This window comes from Pseudomonas sp. R1-43-08, from assembly GCF_003852255.1.
Taxonomy (GTDB): Bacteria; Pseudomonadota; Gammaproteobacteria; order Pseudomonadales; family Pseudomonadaceae; genus Aquipseudomonas.
In genome coordinates this window covers 5,003,356-5,019,619 of record NZ_CP027734.1, presented here as the reverse complement: position 1 = coordinate 5,019,619, position 16,264 = coordinate 5,003,356, and the positions used below count along the sequence as shown (strand labels likewise).

The following is a 16,264-nucleotide window of genomic DNA, read 5'->3' as shown; positions in this document are numbered from 1 at the left end:
ACAAAACACCGACTTCTATCCCATACCCAATTTGCTGAAGCGAGGCCACATGGCCACGACTCAGTACCCGAATTTCTTGACGACCATAGAGCATTGGAACCACCTGATCCCATCCCGAACTCAGTAGTGAAACGATGCATCGCCGATGGTAGTGTGGGGTTTCCCCATGTGAGAGTAGGTCATCGTCAAGATTAAATTCCGAAACCCCATTTGCGAAAGCAGATGGGGTTTTGTTTTGGGCGGTCGAAAAGTGCCAAGGCCTATATCTCCGGCTGAGGGCGTGCGGCCTTTCTATGCAATGCCTCTTGGCATGGCTATTATGCGTGCCTCATTGTGAGGCGATACCTGCATGCTTACGCTGTTAGAACTTCTGAAAGATGGCCGATTCCATTCCGGGGAGGCGCTGGGTGCCGCCTTGGGCGTTAGCCGCAGTGCCGTGTGGAAGCAGCTTCAGCTTCTCGAGGCTGAATTGAATCTACCTATTCATAAGGTGCGTGGTAAGGGATACCAGCTAGCAGCGCCGCTGGTGTTTTTGAATGCAGAAGAGATTGCGCGAAGTGTGCCGTCGTTGCCGTGGCCTATCCACATTCATGGCTCGATTGATTCCACCAACGCTGAGGCGTTGCGCTTGGTGGGTGCCGCGCAAGCCGCGCCGGTTCTGGTATTGGCTGAGCAGCAAACAGCTGGCCGGGGCAGACGTGGTCGAAAGTGGGTCAGTCCATTCGCCCAAAACATCTATTACAGTCTCGTGCTGCGTATTGAGGATGGTCTCCGGCAATTGGAGGGCTTGAGTCTTGTGGTTGGCTTGGCAGTCATCCAGGCTTTGCGAGAGTCGGGTGTGCAGGGCGCAGTCTTGAAATGGCCAAATGACGTACTGGTCGGGCAGAAGAAGATTGCTGGAATATTGCTGGAGTTGGTGGGGGATCCGGCAGACATCTGTCATGTGGTTGTCGGCATCGGGATCAATGTGAATATGCAGAAGGCTGAAGTTGACCAGCAATGGACGTCGGTACAGCTTGAGGCGGGGACTGCTGCTGATCGTAATGCCTTGGTGGCCCAAGTCAGCTTGCAGCTCCAGCGCTACCTGGATCGGCACAGGGAGTCTGGCTTTTCAGCTCTCCAGGAGGAATGGGAGAGCAATCATGCATGGCAAGGGCGGGCGGTATCGCTTATCGCCGGTGTGAGTCGTATTGATGGAGTGGTACTCGGTGTTGACCGTCAAGGTGCGTTGCGCTTGAGCGTTGACGGTGTTGAGAAAACTTACAGCGGCGGTGAGCTAAGCCTGAGGTTGCGTGATGATTCTTGAGCTCGACTGTGGGAATAGCTTTATCAAATGGCGAGTGCTGGGTGCCGACAGGGTGGCCGCCGTGGCGGAGGGCGTTGTCGGTTCGAATCTCGCATTGATTGAAAGCCTGAATGCGGTGCCGGATATGTCGCTCACTCGTTGCCGGCTGGTGAGCGTTCGTGCGCTGGAGGAAACAAACAAGCTGGTCGAGACATTGGTCCAGGCTTTTGGCATCACTGTTTCGTGCGCGACATCGGCTGCGCAGATGGCGGGCGTTCGCAATGGCTATGACGATTTCGAACGACTTGGTCTTGATCGTTGGCTGGCGATCCTTGGTGGGTACAAGTTGGCGTCAGGCGCTTGCCTGGTGCTGGATTTTGGCACTGCGGCGACTGCCGATTTTATCGATGCCGATGGCGAACACTTGGGAGGTTTCATTTGCCCAGGTCTGCCCCTTATGCGCAACCAGCTGCGCACGCATACCCGCAAGATACGCTACGACGATGCTGCTGCTGAGCGTGCTCTGGAACGTCTAACGCCTGGACGTACAACCGCCGAGGCGGTCGAGCGTGGCTGTACACTGATGCTAAGGGGGTTTGTGTTGACACAGACCGAGCTTGCCAGAAGTTATTGGGGAAATGACTTCACGGTGTTCCTGACCGGTGGAGATGCTGACCTGGTGTTCGACGCTGTGCCGCAGGCGCGGCTTGTTCCTGATCTGGTATTTATTGGTCTGGCAATGGCATGTCCGTTGTTATGAGGTGTTTATGCGTTGGCTGTTCCTGCTTCTACTGATCCTCAACGTCTTTTATTACATATGGCATCAGCAAGAGGCGCCATTGCGCGCCAAGGACGTCACCCCCCTGAGCCTTTATCGTGGCTCCCAGCAGGACATACGATTGCTGAGTGAATCTTCCGAAACGATGGCTCGAAGAGATCGTGCAAAAACGCCCGACGCGCAAAATTCCTGCCTGTACATCGGAGGATTTACCGATCAGCGTCAGGCGCAAGCTGTCGAGCAGCGCCTCACCAGCCTGGATATAAAGGTCAAGGTTCAATTGCTGAACATGCCTGAGGCCAGCGGTTATTGGCTTCGAGTGGCCCCTGAAAGCAGGCGCTTGGCGGATGATCTGCCCTTTGAAAACCTTGCTAAGGAATTCAATGAGTTAAAACACAAAATAATGCTGTGCGAAGGCATTGCAACTCTCGAATAGTTTGCATAGAATGGCGCCCGCTTCGCAGTGAAGACCTTCAGAGGCTTTGGTGGGAAGCGGCGTCAATGCAGCTAACCTCATAATTTAAATGAGAAAATGCTTGACAGAAGGTCGGCGTGATGTAAAATGCCGGCTCGCTTAGGAGGGGTTCCCGAGCGGCCAAAGGGATCAGACTGTAAATCTGACGTCTACGACTTCGAAGGTTCGAATCCTTCCCCCTCCACCATTTTAGCGTGAGCTGCAAGCTCCGCGGGTATAGTTTAGTGGTAGAACCTCAGCCTTCCAAGCTGATGATGCGGGTTCGATTCCCGCTACCCGCTCCAAGTTTGCAGGTTGTGCACGGTGTTTTGCTCTTGTAGCTCAGTTGGTAGAGCACACCCTTGGTAAGGGTGAGGTCAGCGGTTCAAATCCGCTCAAGAGCTCCATATAACAAGGCAGATATGAAAATATCTGCCTTTGTTTTAACGGCTGCCTCGGCTTGTGTCGTGTTGTTTCTGGCGTTGGTTGTCAGTTGATTTCAAGTCTGTTGGGGTTGGTTGTTGTAAAGTCTTTTTCGGGCCTGCATAATGGTCGGCCTGATTTTGTTTTAGGTCAGTAGCTCAATTGGCAGAGCGACGGTCTCCAAAACCGTAGGTTGGGGGTTCGATTCCCTCCTGACCTGCCAGATTCACGTGGTGTGTCTGGCTTTCTTTTCACAGGATCTTCATAGATGACTCCTAAGGCTGAAGCTCAAAGCTCTCGTTTCGATCTGTTCAAGTGGCTCGCCGTAGTCGCCTTGGTGGTCGTAGGCGTTGTTGGCAATCAGTACTATTCTGCTTCGCCGATCCTGTACCGCGTTCTCGCTTTGCTTGCCCTTGCTGCTGTAGCTGCCTTTGTAGGTCTGCAGACCGCTAAAGGCAAGTCTTTCGCGGTCCTGGTAAAGGAAGCTCGCACCGAAATTCGTAAAGTCGTTTGGCCGACTCGCCAAGAAACCACACAGACCACATTGATTGTCGTGGCTGTCGTTCTGGTTATGGCGTTGCTGTTGTGGGGGCTTGATTCCCTGCTCGGCTGGCTTGTTTCCTTGATTGTTGGCTAAGGGTGTCCCGTGGCTAAGCGTTGGTACGTTGTGCATGCTTACTCGGGTTACGAGAAGCATGTTATGCGCTCTTTGCTGGAGCGCGTAAAGCTGGCAGGCATGGAAGATGGCTTCGGCGAAATTCTGGTTCCCACTGAAGAAGTGGTTGAAATGCGGAATGGTCAGAAGCGCAAGAGTGAACGCAAGTTCTTCCCTGGCTACGTGCTGGTACAGATGGACATGAACGAAGGTACTTGGCACTTGGTCAAGGACACTCCTCGTGTCATGGGTTTCATTGGCGGTACCGCTGATAAGCCTGCGCCGATCACTGACAAAGAGGCGGAAGCAATTCTGCGTCGCGTTGCTGACGGTAGTGACAAGCCTAAGCCGAAGACGTTGTTCGAGCCAGGTGAGGTTGTTCGTGTTACAGACGGTCCGTTCGCTGATTTCAACGGCACTGTCGAAGAAGTTAACTACGAAAAGAGCCGGATCCAAGTGGCAGTGCTCATTTTCGGTCGCTCTACTCCGGTAGAGTTGGAGTTCAGTCAGGTCGAGAAGGTCTAGCTGAGCAAGCATCCCAACCCCGCAGCCTAGGCTGTGGGGTTTTGTCGTCACTGGGATAAACGCGCAAGTAACCGGGGAGCCTTTCGAGGCGTTCGAACCCGTAATTGGAGTGCCTCATGGCCAAGAAGATTACCGCTTACATCAAGCTGCAAGTGAAGGCCGCTCAGGCCAACCCTAGCCCACCCGTCGGTCCAGCTCTGGGTCAGCACGGCGTGAACATCATGGAGTTCTGCAAGGCTTTCAACGCCCGTACTCAGGGTCTTGAGCCAGGTCTGCCGACTCCAGTGATCATCACTGTATACAGCGACCGTAGCTTCACTTTCGAAACCAAGTCGACTCCGGCTTCGGTTCTTCTGAAGAAAGCTGCCGGTCTGACTAGCGGTTCCGCTCGTCCGAACACCGTTAAGGTTGGCACCGTAACTCGTGCTCAGCTGGAAGAAATCGCGAAAACCAAAAACGCGGATCTGACTGCAGCTGATATGGATGCAGCCGTGCGTACCATCGCCGGTTCTGCTCGTAGCATGGGCCTTAACGTGGAGGGTGTGTAATGGCTAAGCTGACCAAGCGCCAAAAGGCTATCGCCGGCAAAATCGAAGCGGGCAAGGCCTACAATTTTGTAGACGCTGCTGCTCTGCTGACCGAGCTGTCGACTGTCAAGTTCAGCGAGTCCGTTGACGTTGCTGTGAACCTGGGTGTTGACCCACGTAAATCCGACCAGGTCGTTCGTAGCGCTACTGTGCTGCCACACGGTACTGGCAAGACCGTACGTGTTGCTGTCTTCACCCAAGGCCCGGCCGCTGAAGCTGCTCTGGCCGCCGGCGCCGATCGCGTTGGCATGGACGACCTGGCTGCCGAAATGAAAGGCGGCGACCTGAACTATGACGTCGTTATTGCCTCCCCGGATGCAATGCGCGTTGTAGGTCAGTTGGGTCAGATCCTGGGCCCGCGCGGCCTGATGCCTAACCCTAAAGTCGGCACCGTAACGCCAGACGTAGCTACCGCGGTTAAAAACGCCAAGGCTGGTCAGGTTCGTTATCGCACCGACAAAAACGGCATCATTCACACCTCCGTTGGCAAAGTCGGCTTCGATGCCGTCAAGCTGAAGGAAAACGTTGAAGCCCTGATCGCTGATCTGAAGCGTATCAAGCCTGCTTCCTCGAAAGGTATCTACGTCAAGCGCGTTACCCTGAGCACCACTATGGGCCCAGGTCTGGTCATCGACCAAGGCTCGCTGGACGTATAAGACACAGGTTGGCGCAAGTGATTGCGCCAATTGAAAGATTGGGGTCCCTGCCTGGCGGGGGCTATCCAAGACCGTAGGCGACGCAAGTCTTAAACCAACAAGCCTACGCAGATGGTGCTCCCGGTTCCTTACCGAATCAGACACCAAAACGACATCAGGCCTAGGCCAGATGAAACGGTAACAAGCAGGAGTTAAACCCGTGGCAATTAATCTCGAAGACAAGAAGGCCATCGTCGCTGAAGTCAACGAGGCTGCCAAAGCTGCTCTGTCCGCTGTCGTGGCTGATGCCCGTGGTGTGACAGTAGGCGCTATGACCGGACTCCGTAAAGAGGCTCGTGAAGCTGGCGTGTACGTACGTGTTGTACGTAACACCTTGCTCAAGCGCGCCGTTGCTGACACTGAATACAGTGTGCTCAACGACGTGTTCACCGGCCCGACTCTGATCGCGTTCTCTAAAGATCATCCAGGCGCTGCTGCCCGTTTGTTCAAGGAATTCGCCAAGAGTCAGGACAAGTTCGAGATCAAGGCAGCTGCGTTCGAGGGCAAGTTCCTCGCAGCTAACCAAATCGACGTACTGGCAACACTGCCGACCCGCGACGAAGCCATTTCGCAGCTGATGAGCGTGATTCAAGGCGCTACCAGCAAGCTGGCTCGTACTCTGGCTGCAGTTCGCGAGCAAAAAGAAGCTGCCGCAGCCTAAGGCTGAGCAACTTCTCTCGCGTATTTTTGTTTATTTCGATGGCCGCGTAGGCCGTCCCCCAATTCAGGAAATACAGCAATGTCTATCTCCCAAGACGATATCCTCAACGCCGTAGCTGAAATGTCGGTTCTGCAGGTTGTTGAGCTGATCAAAGCTTTCGAAGAAAAATTCGGCGTTTCCGCTGCCGCTGCTTCCGCTGGCCCAGCTGTTGCTGCTGTCGCTGCTGAAGAGCAAACCGAATTCAACGTCATGCTGCTGGAAGCTGGCGAGAAGAAAGTAAACGTGATCAAGGCAGTACGTGAACTGACCGGTCTGGGCCTGAAAGAAGCCAAGGCTGTAGTTGACGGCGCTCCTGCCCAGGTTCTGGAAGCTGTGTCGAAAGACGCCGCTGACAAAGCCAAAGCTACTCTGGAAGAAGCAGGCGCTAAAGTCGAGCTGAAGTAAGCATCGACCTTGCGTCTCCAGCCCACGCTTTAAGCTGAAGGCTGATGGCTGGTGGCTCTTGCCACCGGCCTTTTTCCGTTCTTGGCTGACGACTCGGTCGCCGCCATTAACGCGCTGTAGCCACCCGATGCGGTGGTGCAAACCATGGGGTTTGCAAGATTTTCTGGCTGCTCCCGTCGGGAGGGCCAAACAAGCAGGTGACCAAGCTGGGGAACGCTGATGGCTTACTCATATACTGAGAAAAAACGTATCCGCAAGGACTTTAGCAAGTTGCCGGACGTCATGGATGTCCCGTACCTTCTGGCTATCCAGCTGGATTCGTATCGTGAATTCTTGCAGGCGGGAGCGACCAAAGATCAGTTCCGCGACGTGGGCCTGCATGCGGCCTTCAAATCCGTTTTCCCGATCATCAGCTACTCCGGCAATGCTGCGCTGGAGTACGTCGGTTATCGCCTGGGCGAACCGGCATTTGATGTCAAAGAATGCGTGTTGCGCGGTGTTACGTACGCCGTACCTTTGCGGGTAAAAGTCCGTCTGATCATTTTCGACAAAGAATCGTCGAACAAAGCGATCAAGGACATCAAAGAGCAAGAAGTCTACATGGGCGAAATCCCACTGATGACTGAAAACGGTACCTTCGTTATCAACGGTACCGAGCGCGTAATCGTTTCCCAGCTGCACCGTTCCCCGGGCGTGTTCTTCGACCACGACCGCGGCAAGACGCACAGCTCCGGTAAGCTCCTGTACTCCGCGCGGATCATTCCGTACCGCGGTTCGTGGTTGGACTTCGAGTTCGACCCGAAAGACTGCGTGTTCGTGCGTATCGACCGTCGTCGCAAGCTGCCGGCCTCGGTACTGCTGCGCGCGCTCGGCTATACCACTGAGCAAGTGCTGGACGCCTTCTACACCACCAACGTATTCAGCCTGAAGGATGAAACTCTCAAGCTGGAGCTGATCGCTTCGCGTCTGCGTGGTGAAATTGCCGTTCTGGACATCCAGGATGAAAAAGGCAAGGTCATTGTTGAAGCTGGCCGTCGTATTACCGCGCGCCACATCAACCAGATCGAAAAAGCCGGCCTCAAAGAGTTGGAAGTGCCGCTGGACTACGTCCTGGGCCGCACTACCGCCAAGGTCATCGTTCACCCGGCTACAGGCGAAATCCTGGCTGAGTGCAACACCGAGCTGAACACCGAGATCCTGGCCAAAATTGCCAAGGCCCAGGTCGTTCGCATCGAGACCCTGTACACCAACGACATCGACTGCGGTCCGTTCATCTCCGACACGCTGAAGATCGACTCCACAAGCAACCAATTGGAAGCGCTGGTCGAGATCTATCGCATGATGCGTCCTGGTGAGCCGCCAACCAAAGACGCTGCCGAGACCCTGTTCAACAACCTGTTCTTCAGCCCTGAGCGCTATGACCTGTCTGCGGTCGGCCGGATGAAGTTCAACCGTCGTATCGGTCGTACCGAAATCGAAGGTTCGGGCGTGCTGTGCAAGGAAGACATCGTCGCGGTACTGAAGACCCTGGTCGACATCCGTAACGGCAAAGGCATTGTCGATGACATCGACCACCTGGGTAACCGTCGTGTTCGCTGCGTAGGCGAAATGGCCGAGAACCAGTTCCGCGTTGGCCTGGTACGTGTTGAGCGTGCGGTCAAAGAGCGCCTGTCGATGGCTGAAAGCGAAGGCCTGATGCCGCAAGACCTGATCAACGCCAAGCCAGTGGCTGCAGCGGTGAAAGAGTTCTTCGGCTCCAGCCAGCTCTCGCAGTTCATGGACCAGAACAACCCGCTCTCCGAGATCACCCACAAGCGCCGTGTCTCTGCACTGGGCCCGGGCGGTCTGACCCGTGAGCGCGCTGGCTTTGAAGTCCGTGACGTACACCCGACGCATTACGGTCGTGTATGCCCGATCGAAACGCCGGAAGGTCCGAACATCGGTCTGATCAACTCCCTGGCCGCTTATGCGCGCACCAACCAGTACGGCTTCCTTGAGAGCCCGTACCGTGTGGTGAAAGAGGGTCTGGTCACTGACGAGATCGTGTTCCTGTCCGCCATCGAAGAAGCTGATCACGTGATCGCTCAGGCTTCGGCCACGATGAACGACAAGAAAGTCCTGATCGACGAGCTGGTAGCCGTTCGTCACTTGAACGAGTTCACCGTCAAGGCGCCGGAAGACGTCACCTTGATGGACGTATCGCCCAAGCAGGTAGTTTCGGTTGCAGCGTCGCTGATCCCGTTCCTGGAGCACGATGACGCCAACCGTGCTTTGATGGGTTCCAACATGCAGCGTCAAGCTGTACCGACCCTGCGCGCCGACAAGCCGCTGGTAGGTACCGGCATGGAGCGTAACGTAGCCCGTGACTCCGGCGTTTGCGTCGTGGCTCGTCGTGGCGGCGTGATCGACTCCGTTGATGCCAGCCGTATCGTGGTTCGTGTTGCAGATGACGAAGTTGAAACCGGTGAAGCCGGTGTCGACATCTACAACCTGACCAAATACACCCGTTCGAACCAGAACACCTGCATCAATCAGCGTCCGCTGGTGCGTAAGGGTGACCGCGTTCAGCGTAGCGACATCATGGCCGATGGTCCGTCCACCGACATGGGTGAGCTGGCACTGGGTCAGAACATGCGCATCGCGTTCATGGCCTGGAACGGTTACAACTTCGAAGACTCCATCTGCCTGTCGGAACGAGTTGTTCAAGAAGATCGCTTTACCACGATCCACATCCAGGAACTGACCTGTGTGGCGCGTGACACCAAGCTTGGGCCAGAGGAAATCACTGCAGACATCCCGAACGTGGGTGAAGCTGCACTGAACAAGCTGGACGAAGCCGGTATCGTTTATGTAGGTGCTGAAGTTGGCGCCGGCGACATCCTGGTCGGTAAGGTCACTCCGAAAGGCGAGACCCAGCTGACTCCGGAAGAGAAGCTGCTGCGTGCCATCTTCGGTGAAAAAGCCAGCGACGTTAAAGACACCTCCCTGCGTGTACCTACCGGTACCAAGGGTACTGTCATCGACGTACAGGTCTTCACCCGTGACGGCGTTGAGCGTGATGCTCGTGCACTGTCCATCGAGAAGACTCAACTCGACGAGATCCGCAAGGACCTCAACGAAGAGTTCCGTATCGTTGAAGGCGCGACCTTCGAACGTCTGCGCTCCGCTCTGGTAGGCCACAAGGCTGAAGGCGGCGCAGGTCTGAAGAAAGGTCAGGACATCACCGACGAAATCCTCGACGGTCTTGAGCACGGCCAGTGGTTCAAACTGCGCATGGCTGAAGATGCTCTGAACGAGCAGCTCGAGAAGGCCCAGGCCTACATCGTTGATCGCCGCCGTCTGCTGGACGACAAGTTCGAAGACAAGAAGCGCAAACTGCAGCAGGGCGATGACCTGGCTCCAGGCGTGCTGAAAATCGTCAAGGTTTACCTGGCAATCCGTCGTCGCATCCAGCCGGGCGACAAGATGGCCGGTCGTCACGGTAACAAGGGTGTGGTCTCCGTGATCATGCCGGTTGAAGACATGCCGCACGATGCCAATGGCACCCCGGTCGACGTCGTCCTCAACCCATTGGGCGTACCTTCGCGTATGAACGTTGGTCAGATCCTCGAAACCCACCTGGGCCTCGCGGCCAAAGGTCTGGGCGAGAAGATCAACCGTATGATCGAAGAGCAGCGCAAGGTCGCAGACCTGCGCAAGTTCCTGCACGAGATCTACAACGAGATCGGCGGTCGCAACGAAGAGCTGGACACCTTCACCGACCAGGAAATCCTGGATCTGGCGAAGAACCTGCGCGGCGGCGTTCCAATGGCTACCCCGGTGTTCGACGGTGCCAAGGAAAGCGAAATCAAGGCCATGCTGAAACTGGCAGACCTGCCGGAAAGCGGCCAGATGCAGCTGTTCGACGGCCGTACCGGCAACAAGTTCGAGCGCCCGGTTACTGTTGGCTACATGTACATGCTGAAGCTGAACCACTTGGTAGACGACAAGATGCACGCTCGTTCTACCGGTTCGTACAGCCTGGTTACCCAGCAGCCGCTGGGTGGTAAGGCTCAGTTCGGTGGTCAGCGTTTCGGGGAGATGGAGGTCTGGGCACTGGAAGCATACGGTGCTGCATACACTCTGCAAGAAATGCTCACAGTGAAGTCGGACGATGTGAACGGTCGTACCAAGATGTACAAAAACATCGTGGACGGCGATCACCGTATGGAGCCGGGCATGCCCGAGTCTTTCAACGTGTTGATCAAAGAAATTCGTTCCCTCGGCATCGATATCGATCTGGAAACCGAATAACACGTGACGCGAATCGAGAGCGGGGCAGTGATGCCCGCTCTCTGCTCCGCCAGGAGGAAAGGCCTTGAAAGACCTACTGAATTTGCTGAAAAACCAGGGTCAAGTCGAAGAGTTCGACGCCATCCGTATTGGACTGGCATCGCCTGAGATGATCCGTTCGTGGTCGTTCGGTGAAGTTAAAAAGCCGGAAACCATCAACTACCGTACGTTCAAACCTGAGCGTGACGGCCTGTTCTGCGCCAAGATCTTTGGCCCGGTAAAGGATTACGAGTGCCTGTGCGGTAAGTACAAGCGCTTGAAGCACCGTGGTGTGATCTGCGAGAAGTGCGGCGTTGAAGTTGCGCTGGCCAAGGTTCGTCGTGAGCGCATGGCGCATATCGAACTGGCTTCGCCGGTTGCCCACATCTGGTTCCTGAAATCGCTGCCGTCCCGTATCGGCTTGCTGATGGACATGACCCTGCGTGATATCGAACGCGTTCTCTACTTCGAGAGCTATGTCGTTATCGACCCAGGCATGACCACCCTTGAAAAAGGTCAGCTGCTGAACGACGAGCAGTACTTCGAAGCGCTGGAAGAGTTCGGTGATGATTTCGATGCCCGCATGGGTGCCGAAGCTGTCCGCGAACTGCTGCACGCTATCGACCTGGAACACGAGATTGGCCGTCTGCGCGAAGAAATTCCGCAAACCAACTCCGAAACCAAGATCAAGAAACTGTCCAAGCGTCTGAAGTTGATGGAAGCCTTCCAGGGTTCCGGCAACTTGCCAGAGTGGATGGTGCTGACCGTTCTGCCGGTTCTGCCGCCAGATCTGCGCCCGCTGGTACCGTTGGACGGTGGTCGTTTCGCGACGTCCGACCTCAACGACCTGTACCGCCGCGTGATCAACCGTAACAACCGCTTGAAGCGCCTGCTTGATCTGTCCGCTCCGGACATCATCGTGCGCAACGAAAAGCGTATGTTGCAAGAAGCCGTCGACGCCTTGCTCGACAACGGTCGTCGTGGCCGCGCTATCACAGGTTCCAACAAGCGTCCTCTGAAATCCCTGGCTGACATGATCAAGGGTAAACAAGGTCGTTTCCGTCAGAACTTGCTCGGTAAGCGTGTTGACTACTCCGGTCGTTCGGTAATTACCGTAGGCCCGACCCTGCGTCTGCACCAGTGCGGTCTGCCTAAGAAGATGGCGCTCGAGCTGTTCAAGCCGTTCATCTTCGGCAAGCTGGAAATGCGCGGTCTTGCGACCACCATCAAAGCGGCCAAGAAAATGGTCGAGCGCGAGCTGCCAGAGGTTTGGGACGTTCTCGCTGAAGTGATTCGCGAACACCCGGTTCTCCTCAACCGTGCACCGACCCTTCACCGTCTGGGTATCCAGGCGTTTGAACCGGTACTGATCGAAGGCAAGGCTATCCAGCTGCACCCTCTGGTCTGTGCTGCGTACAACGCCGACTTCGACGGCGACCAAATGGCCGTGCACGTTCCGCTGACACTGGAAGCCCAGTTGGAAGCGCGTGCGTTGATGATGTCGACCAACAACATCCTGTCGCCAGCCAACGGTGAGCCAATCATCGTTCCGTCGCAGGACGTTGTATTGGGTCTGTACTACATGACCCGTGAAGCGATCAACGCCAAGGGTGAAGGTCGTGTGTTCGCTGACCTGCAGGAAGTTGACCGTGTGTTCCGTGCCGGCGAAGCCGCACTGCACGCCAAGGTCAAAGTGCGGATTCACGAAACCGTCAACGACCGTGACGGCGGCAGCGTGAGCAATGTTCGTATCGTCGACACGACTGTCGGCCGTGCGCTGTTGTATCAGGTTGTACCAAAAGGCTTGTCGTACGACGTCGTCAACCTGCCAATGAAGAAAAAGGCGATCTCCAGGCTGATCAACCAGTGCTACCGCGTGGTTGGTTTGAAAGAGACCGTGATCTTCGCTGACCAGTTGATGTACACCGGTTTTGCTTATTCGACCATTTCCGGCGTTTCCATCGGTGTTAACGACTTTGTTATCCCTGATGAAAAAGCTCGCATCATCGCGGCTGCAACCGATGAAGTGAAAGAGATCGAGAGCCAGTACGCCTCCGGCCTGGTAACCCAGGGCGAGAAGTACAACAAGGTGATCGACCTTTGGTCCAAGGCCAACGACGAAGTTTCCAAGGCGATGATGGCCAACCTCTCGAAAGAGAAAGTCATCGACCGTCACGGCGACGAAGTTGACCAGGAGTCCTTCAACTCGATGTACATGATGGCCGACTCGGGCGCACGGGGTTCTGCTGCGCAGATCCGTCAGCTCGCCGGTATGCGTGGCCTGATGGCCAAGCCGGACGGTTCCATCATCGAAACGCCGATTACAGCGAACTTCCGTGAAGGGTTGAGCGTACTCCAGTACTTCATCTCCACTCACGGTGCTCGTAAAGGTCTGGCGGATACCGCGTTGAAAACCGCTAACTCCGGTTACCTGACACGTCGTCTGGTAGACGTTGCCCAGGATCTGGTTGTAACCGAGATCGATTGCGGCACCGAGCATGGCCTGGTGATGACTCCGCACATTGAAGGCGGTGACGTTGTAGAGCCGCTGGGTGAGCGCGTATTGGGTCGTGTTATTGCCCGTGACGTCTTCAAGCCGGGTACCGAGGAAGTTATCGTTCCTGCCGGCACTCTGGTAGACGAGAAGTGGGTCGAGTTCATCGAACTCAACAGCATCGACGAAGTGATCGTTCGTTCGCCGATCAGCTGCGAAACCCGCTATGGCATCTGCGCCAAGTGCTACGGCCGTGACCTGGCTCGTGGTCACCAAGTGAACATCGGTGAAGCGGTCGGCGTTATCGCTGCCCAGTCCATCGGTGAGCCGGGTACCCAGCTGACCATGCGTACGTTCCACATCGGTGGTGCGGCAAGCCGGACCTCCGCAGCCGACAGCGTTCAGGTGAAGAATGGCGGTACTGTCCGTCTGCACAACCTGAAACACGTTGAGCGAGTGGATGGCCACCTGGTTGCTGTGTCCCGTTCCGGTGAGCTGGCGATCGCTGATGACTACGGTCGTGAGCGTGAGCGTTACAAGCTGCCGTACGGTGCTGTGATTTCGGTTAAAGAAGGTGACAAGGTCGACGCTGGCGCAATCGTGGCCAAGTGGGATCCGCACACTCACCCAATCGTTACCGAAATGAAAGGTACCGTGACCTACGTGGGCATGGAAGAAGGCATCACGATCAAGCGTCAGACTGACGAATTGACCGGTATGACCAACATTGAAGTACTCGACGCGAAAGATCGTCCAGCTGCCGGTAAAGACATCCGTCCTGCCGTGAAGATGGTCGATGACAACGGCAAGGACTTGTTGCTGCCAGGCACTGACGTAATCGCTCAGTACTTCCTGCCAGCCAACGCCTTGGTCGGTGTAGCGGATGGTGCGAAGATCGCGATCGGTGATGTTATCGCGCGTATCCCGCAAGAAACTTCGAAGACTCGAGACATCACCGGTGGTCTGCCGCGTGTTGCCGACTTGTTCGAAGCTCGTCGTCCGAAAGAAGCGTCGATTCTGGCTGAAGTCAGCGGCACCATCGCGTTCGGTAAAGAGACCAAGGGCAAGCGTCGTCTGGTCATTACCCCGAACGACGGTAGCGATCCGTACGAAGAGCTGATTCCGAAGTGGCGTCACCTGAACGTCTTCGAAGGCGAACAGGTAAACCGCGGCGAAGTTATCTCCGACGGCCCGAGCGACCCACACGATATCCTGCGTCTGCTGGGTGTGAGTGCGCTGGCCAAGTACATCGTTAACGAGATCCAGGACGTTTATCGTCTGCAAGGCGTGAAGATCAACGATAAGCACATCGAGACCATCCTGCGTCAGATGTTGCGTAAAGTTGAAATCGCTGAATCCGGCGATTCCAGTTTCATCAAGGGCGACCAGATGGAATTGACTCACGTACTCGTAGAGAACGAGCGTCTGGCTGGCGACGAGAAATTCGTTTCCAAGTTCACTCGCGTGCTGCTGGGTATCACCAAGGCGTCGTTGTCCACTGAGTCGTTCATCTCGGCGGCCTCCTTCCAGGAGACCACTCGCGTACTGACCGAAGCAGCGGTAACCGGCAAGCGCGATTACCTGCGCGGCCTGAAAGAAAACGTGGTCGTGGGTCGTTTGATCCCGGCTGGTACCGGTTTGGCTTACCACAGCGAGCGCAAGCGCCGCCGTGACGCTGACAAGCCGTTGCGCGTAAGCGCCAGTGAAGTGGAAGCTGCACTGACCGAAGCGCTGAACTCAAGCGGTAACTGAGTTCTGCGATAAATAAGTCCGGGCCCTGGCAGCCCCATTCGTCGGATCGAGGCATTTTTGCCCCGGTTCGACGGGCGGGGAGGTCGGGGCCTTGCCTTGACTGGGGGCAAGATCCTCTTTAGACTCTTGTACCCCTAAATTTGGCGGGAATTCGTTCCTGCCATTTTGCTTTTCTTGCAAGACAATAGCGTCGCAAGACAACAGTGGAGCTAGTAGATGGCAACTATCAACCAGCTGGTACGTCAGCCGCGTAAGCGTATCGTCGAGAAATCCGACGTGCCTGCGCTGCAGAACTGCCCGCAACGTCGTGGCGTATGCACCCGTGTGTATACCACCACGCCGAAAAAACCTAACTCGGCACTGCGTAAAGTATGCCGTGTGCGCCTGACCAACGGTTTCGAGGTTTCCTCGTACATCGGCGGTGAAGGCCACAACCTGCAAGAGCACAGCGTGGTACTGATCCGCGGCGGTCGTGTAAAAGACTTGCCAGGTGTTCGTTATCACACCGTACGCGGCTCCTTGGATACTTCCGGCGTTAAAGGTCGTAACCAGGGTCGTTCGAAGTACGGTACCAAGAAGCCTAAGTAGTAACGGCTTTTTGTAAACCTGAATCATCTTATTTTCTGAGTCGATAAGAGTAAGGTCGGAGGCGTCCCGAAAGGGCACCGATTCCGAGCGAACCTGAAGACCGTTTGAGGGCTTATCCATGCCAAGAAGACGCGTAGCAGCCAAGCGCGAAGTGCTTGACGATCCAAAATACGGAAGCCAAATTCTGGCCAAGTTCATGAACCACGTAATGGAAAGCGGCAAGAAAGCCGTTGCCGAGCGTATCGTTTATGGCGCGCTGGAAAAGGTTAAAGAACGCAAGAACAGCGACCCCCTGGAAATCTTCGAGAAAGCTCTCGACGCCATCGCTCCGCTGGTCGAAGTGAAGTCGCGCCGTGTAGGCGGTGCTACTTACCAGGTTCCGGTTGAAGTTCGTCCGTCCCGTCGTAACGCTCTGGCAATGCGCTGGTTGGTAGACTTCGCCCGTAAGCGCGGCGAGAAGTCTATGGCCCTGCGTTTGGCCGGCGAACTGTTGGACGCTGCTGAAGGTAAAGGTGCTGCTGTTAAGAAGCGTGAAGACGTGCACCGTATGGCTGAAGCTAACAAAGCTTTCTCGCACTACCGCTTCTAATTTTAGCTTCACTAATTTTGCGA

General features: G+C 55.7%; 13 protein-coding genes, 4 tRNA genes and 1 rRNA gene. All 18 read left to right on the top strand.

Going from position 1 to position 16,264, the window contains the following annotated elements; genetic code table 11:
* The first annotated feature begins 75 nt into the window (after nucleotides 1-75).
* Nucleotides 76-191 (top strand): 5S ribosomal RNA (rrf, locus tag C4J87_RS23120).
* A 158-nt stretch (nucleotides 192-349) separates the two neighbouring features.
* Nucleotides 350-1,306 (top strand): bifunctional biotin--[acetyl-CoA-carboxylase] ligase/biotin operon repressor BirA, encoded by a 957-nt coding sequence (gene birA / locus C4J87_RS23115; protein WP_124368533.1) that lies wholly within the window; start codon nucleotides 350-352, stop codon nucleotides 1,304-1,306.
* Nucleotides 1,296-2,045 (top strand): pantothenate kinase, encoded by a 750-nt coding sequence (locus tag C4J87_RS23110; protein WP_124368532.1) that lies wholly within the window; start codon nucleotides 1,296-1,298, stop codon nucleotides 2,043-2,045. Before birA ends, C4J87_RS23110 begins: the two co-directional genes overlap by 11 nt.
* A 7-nt stretch (nucleotides 2,046-2,052) precedes the next feature.
* Nucleotides 2,053-2,499, top strand: coding sequence for a hypothetical protein (locus C4J87_RS23105; protein WP_124368531.1), 447 nt, complete (start codon nucleotides 2,053-2,055; stop codon nucleotides 2,497-2,499).
* A gap of 141 nt (nucleotides 2,500-2,640) precedes the next feature.
* Nucleotides 2,641-2,725, top strand: a tRNA-Tyr gene (locus C4J87_RS23100).
* A gap of 23 nt (nucleotides 2,726-2,748) precedes the next feature.
* Nucleotides 2,749-2,822 (top strand) — tRNA-Gly (locus C4J87_RS23095).
* A gap of 26 nt (nucleotides 2,823-2,848) precedes the next feature.
* Nucleotides 2,849-2,924: transfer RNA gene (locus tag C4J87_RS23090), tRNA-Thr, on the top strand.
* A gap of 163 nt (nucleotides 2,925-3,087) precedes the next feature.
* Nucleotides 3,088-3,163 (top strand) — tRNA-Trp (locus C4J87_RS23085).
* Between the two features lie 45 nt (nucleotides 3,164-3,208).
* The gene (gene secE / locus C4J87_RS23080; protein WP_005791990.1) at nucleotides 3,209-3,577 is read left to right on the top strand and encodes a preprotein translocase subunit SecE; all 369 of its coding nucleotides are present in this window, start codon (nucleotides 3,209-3,211) and stop codon (nucleotides 3,575-3,577) included.
* A 9-nt stretch (nucleotides 3,578-3,586) separates the two neighbouring features.
* On the top strand, nucleotides 3,587-4,120 hold the full coding sequence (nusG, locus tag C4J87_RS23075; protein WP_003176436.1) for a transcription termination/antitermination protein NusG: 534 nt from the start codon (nucleotides 3,587-3,589) through the stop codon (nucleotides 4,118-4,120).
* A 116-nt stretch (nucleotides 4,121-4,236) separates the two neighbouring features.
* On the top strand, nucleotides 4,237-4,668 hold the full coding sequence (gene rplK, locus C4J87_RS23070) for a 50S ribosomal protein L11 (RefSeq protein ID WP_003176435.1): 432 nt from the start codon (nucleotides 4,237-4,239) through the stop codon (nucleotides 4,666-4,668).
* Nucleotides 4,668-5,363, top strand: coding sequence for a 50S ribosomal protein L1 (gene rplA, locus C4J87_RS23065; RefSeq protein ID WP_003232403.1), 696 nt, complete (start codon nucleotides 4,668-4,670; stop codon nucleotides 5,361-5,363). The genes rplK and rplA overlap by 1 nt, the downstream gene beginning before the upstream one ends.
* A 199-nt stretch (nucleotides 5,364-5,562) precedes the next feature.
* On the top strand, nucleotides 5,563-6,063 hold the full coding sequence (gene rplJ, locus C4J87_RS23060; RefSeq protein ID WP_003232405.1) for a 50S ribosomal protein L10: 501 nt from the start codon (nucleotides 5,563-5,565) through the stop codon (nucleotides 6,061-6,063).
* Between the two features lie 78 nt (nucleotides 6,064-6,141).
* Nucleotides 6,142-6,507, top strand: coding sequence for a 50S ribosomal protein L7/L12 (rplL, locus tag C4J87_RS23055; protein WP_003176432.1), 366 nt, complete (start codon nucleotides 6,142-6,144; stop codon nucleotides 6,505-6,507).
* A gap of 219 nt (nucleotides 6,508-6,726) precedes the next feature.
* Nucleotides 6,727-10,800, top strand: coding sequence for a DNA-directed RNA polymerase subunit beta (gene rpoB / locus C4J87_RS23050; protein WP_057724824.1), 4,074 nt, complete (start codon nucleotides 6,727-6,729; stop codon nucleotides 10,798-10,800).
* A 64-nt stretch (nucleotides 10,801-10,864) separates the two neighbouring features.
* Nucleotides 10,865-15,064 (top strand): DNA-directed RNA polymerase subunit beta', encoded by a 4,200-nt coding sequence (gene rpoC, locus C4J87_RS23045; RefSeq protein WP_124364615.1) that lies wholly within the window; start codon nucleotides 10,865-10,867, stop codon nucleotides 15,062-15,064.
* 216 nt (nucleotides 15,065-15,280) lie between these two features.
* Nucleotides 15,281-15,652: a 30S ribosomal protein S12 gene (gene rpsL / locus C4J87_RS23040; RefSeq protein ID WP_002555494.1), complete on the top strand. Its 372-nt coding sequence runs from the start codon at nucleotides 15,281-15,283 to the stop codon at nucleotides 15,650-15,652.
* 118 nt (nucleotides 15,653-15,770) lie between these two features.
* Entirely contained in the window at nucleotides 15,771-16,241 is a 471-nt protein-coding gene (rpsG, locus tag C4J87_RS23035; protein ID WP_002555493.1) for a 30S ribosomal protein S7, read from the top strand.
* Nucleotides 16,242-16,264 lie beyond the last annotated feature (23 nt).

Bases quoted from the DNA above. Each gene is read 5' to 3' on its own strand.
- rplA (WP_003232403.1), top strand. From the start codon at position 4,668: ATGGCTAAGCTGACCAAGCGCCAAAAGGCTATCGCCGGCAAAATCGAA.
- birA (WP_124368533.1), top strand. From the start codon at position 350: ATGCTTACGCTGTTAGAACTTCTGAAAGATGGCCGATTCCATTCCGGG.
- rplK (WP_003176435.1), top strand. From the start codon at position 4,237: ATGGCCAAGAAGATTACCGCTTACATCAAGCTGCAAGTGAAGGCCGCT.
- secE (WP_005791990.1), top strand. From the start codon at position 3,209: ATGACTCCTAAGGCTGAAGCTCAAAGCTCTCGTTTCGATCTGTTCAAG.
- rpsL (WP_002555494.1), top strand. From the start codon at position 15,281: ATGGCAACTATCAACCAGCTGGTACGTCAGCCGCGTAAGCGTATCGTC.
- rpoB (WP_057724824.1), top strand. From the start codon at position 6,727: ATGGCTTACTCATATACTGAGAAAAAACGTATCCGCAAGGACTTTAGC.
- rplL (WP_003176432.1), top strand. From the start codon at position 6,142: ATGTCTATCTCCCAAGACGATATCCTCAACGCCGTAGCTGAAATGTCG.
- C4J87_RS23105 (WP_124368531.1), top strand. From the start codon at position 2,053: ATGCGTTGGCTGTTCCTGCTTCTACTGATCCTCAACGTCTTTTATTAC.
- C4J87_RS23110 (WP_124368532.1), top strand. From the start codon at position 1,296: ATGATTCTTGAGCTCGACTGTGGGAATAGCTTTATCAAATGGCGAGTG.
- rpsG (WP_002555493.1), top strand. From the start codon at position 15,771: ATGCCAAGAAGACGCGTAGCAGCCAAGCGCGAAGTGCTTGACGATCCA.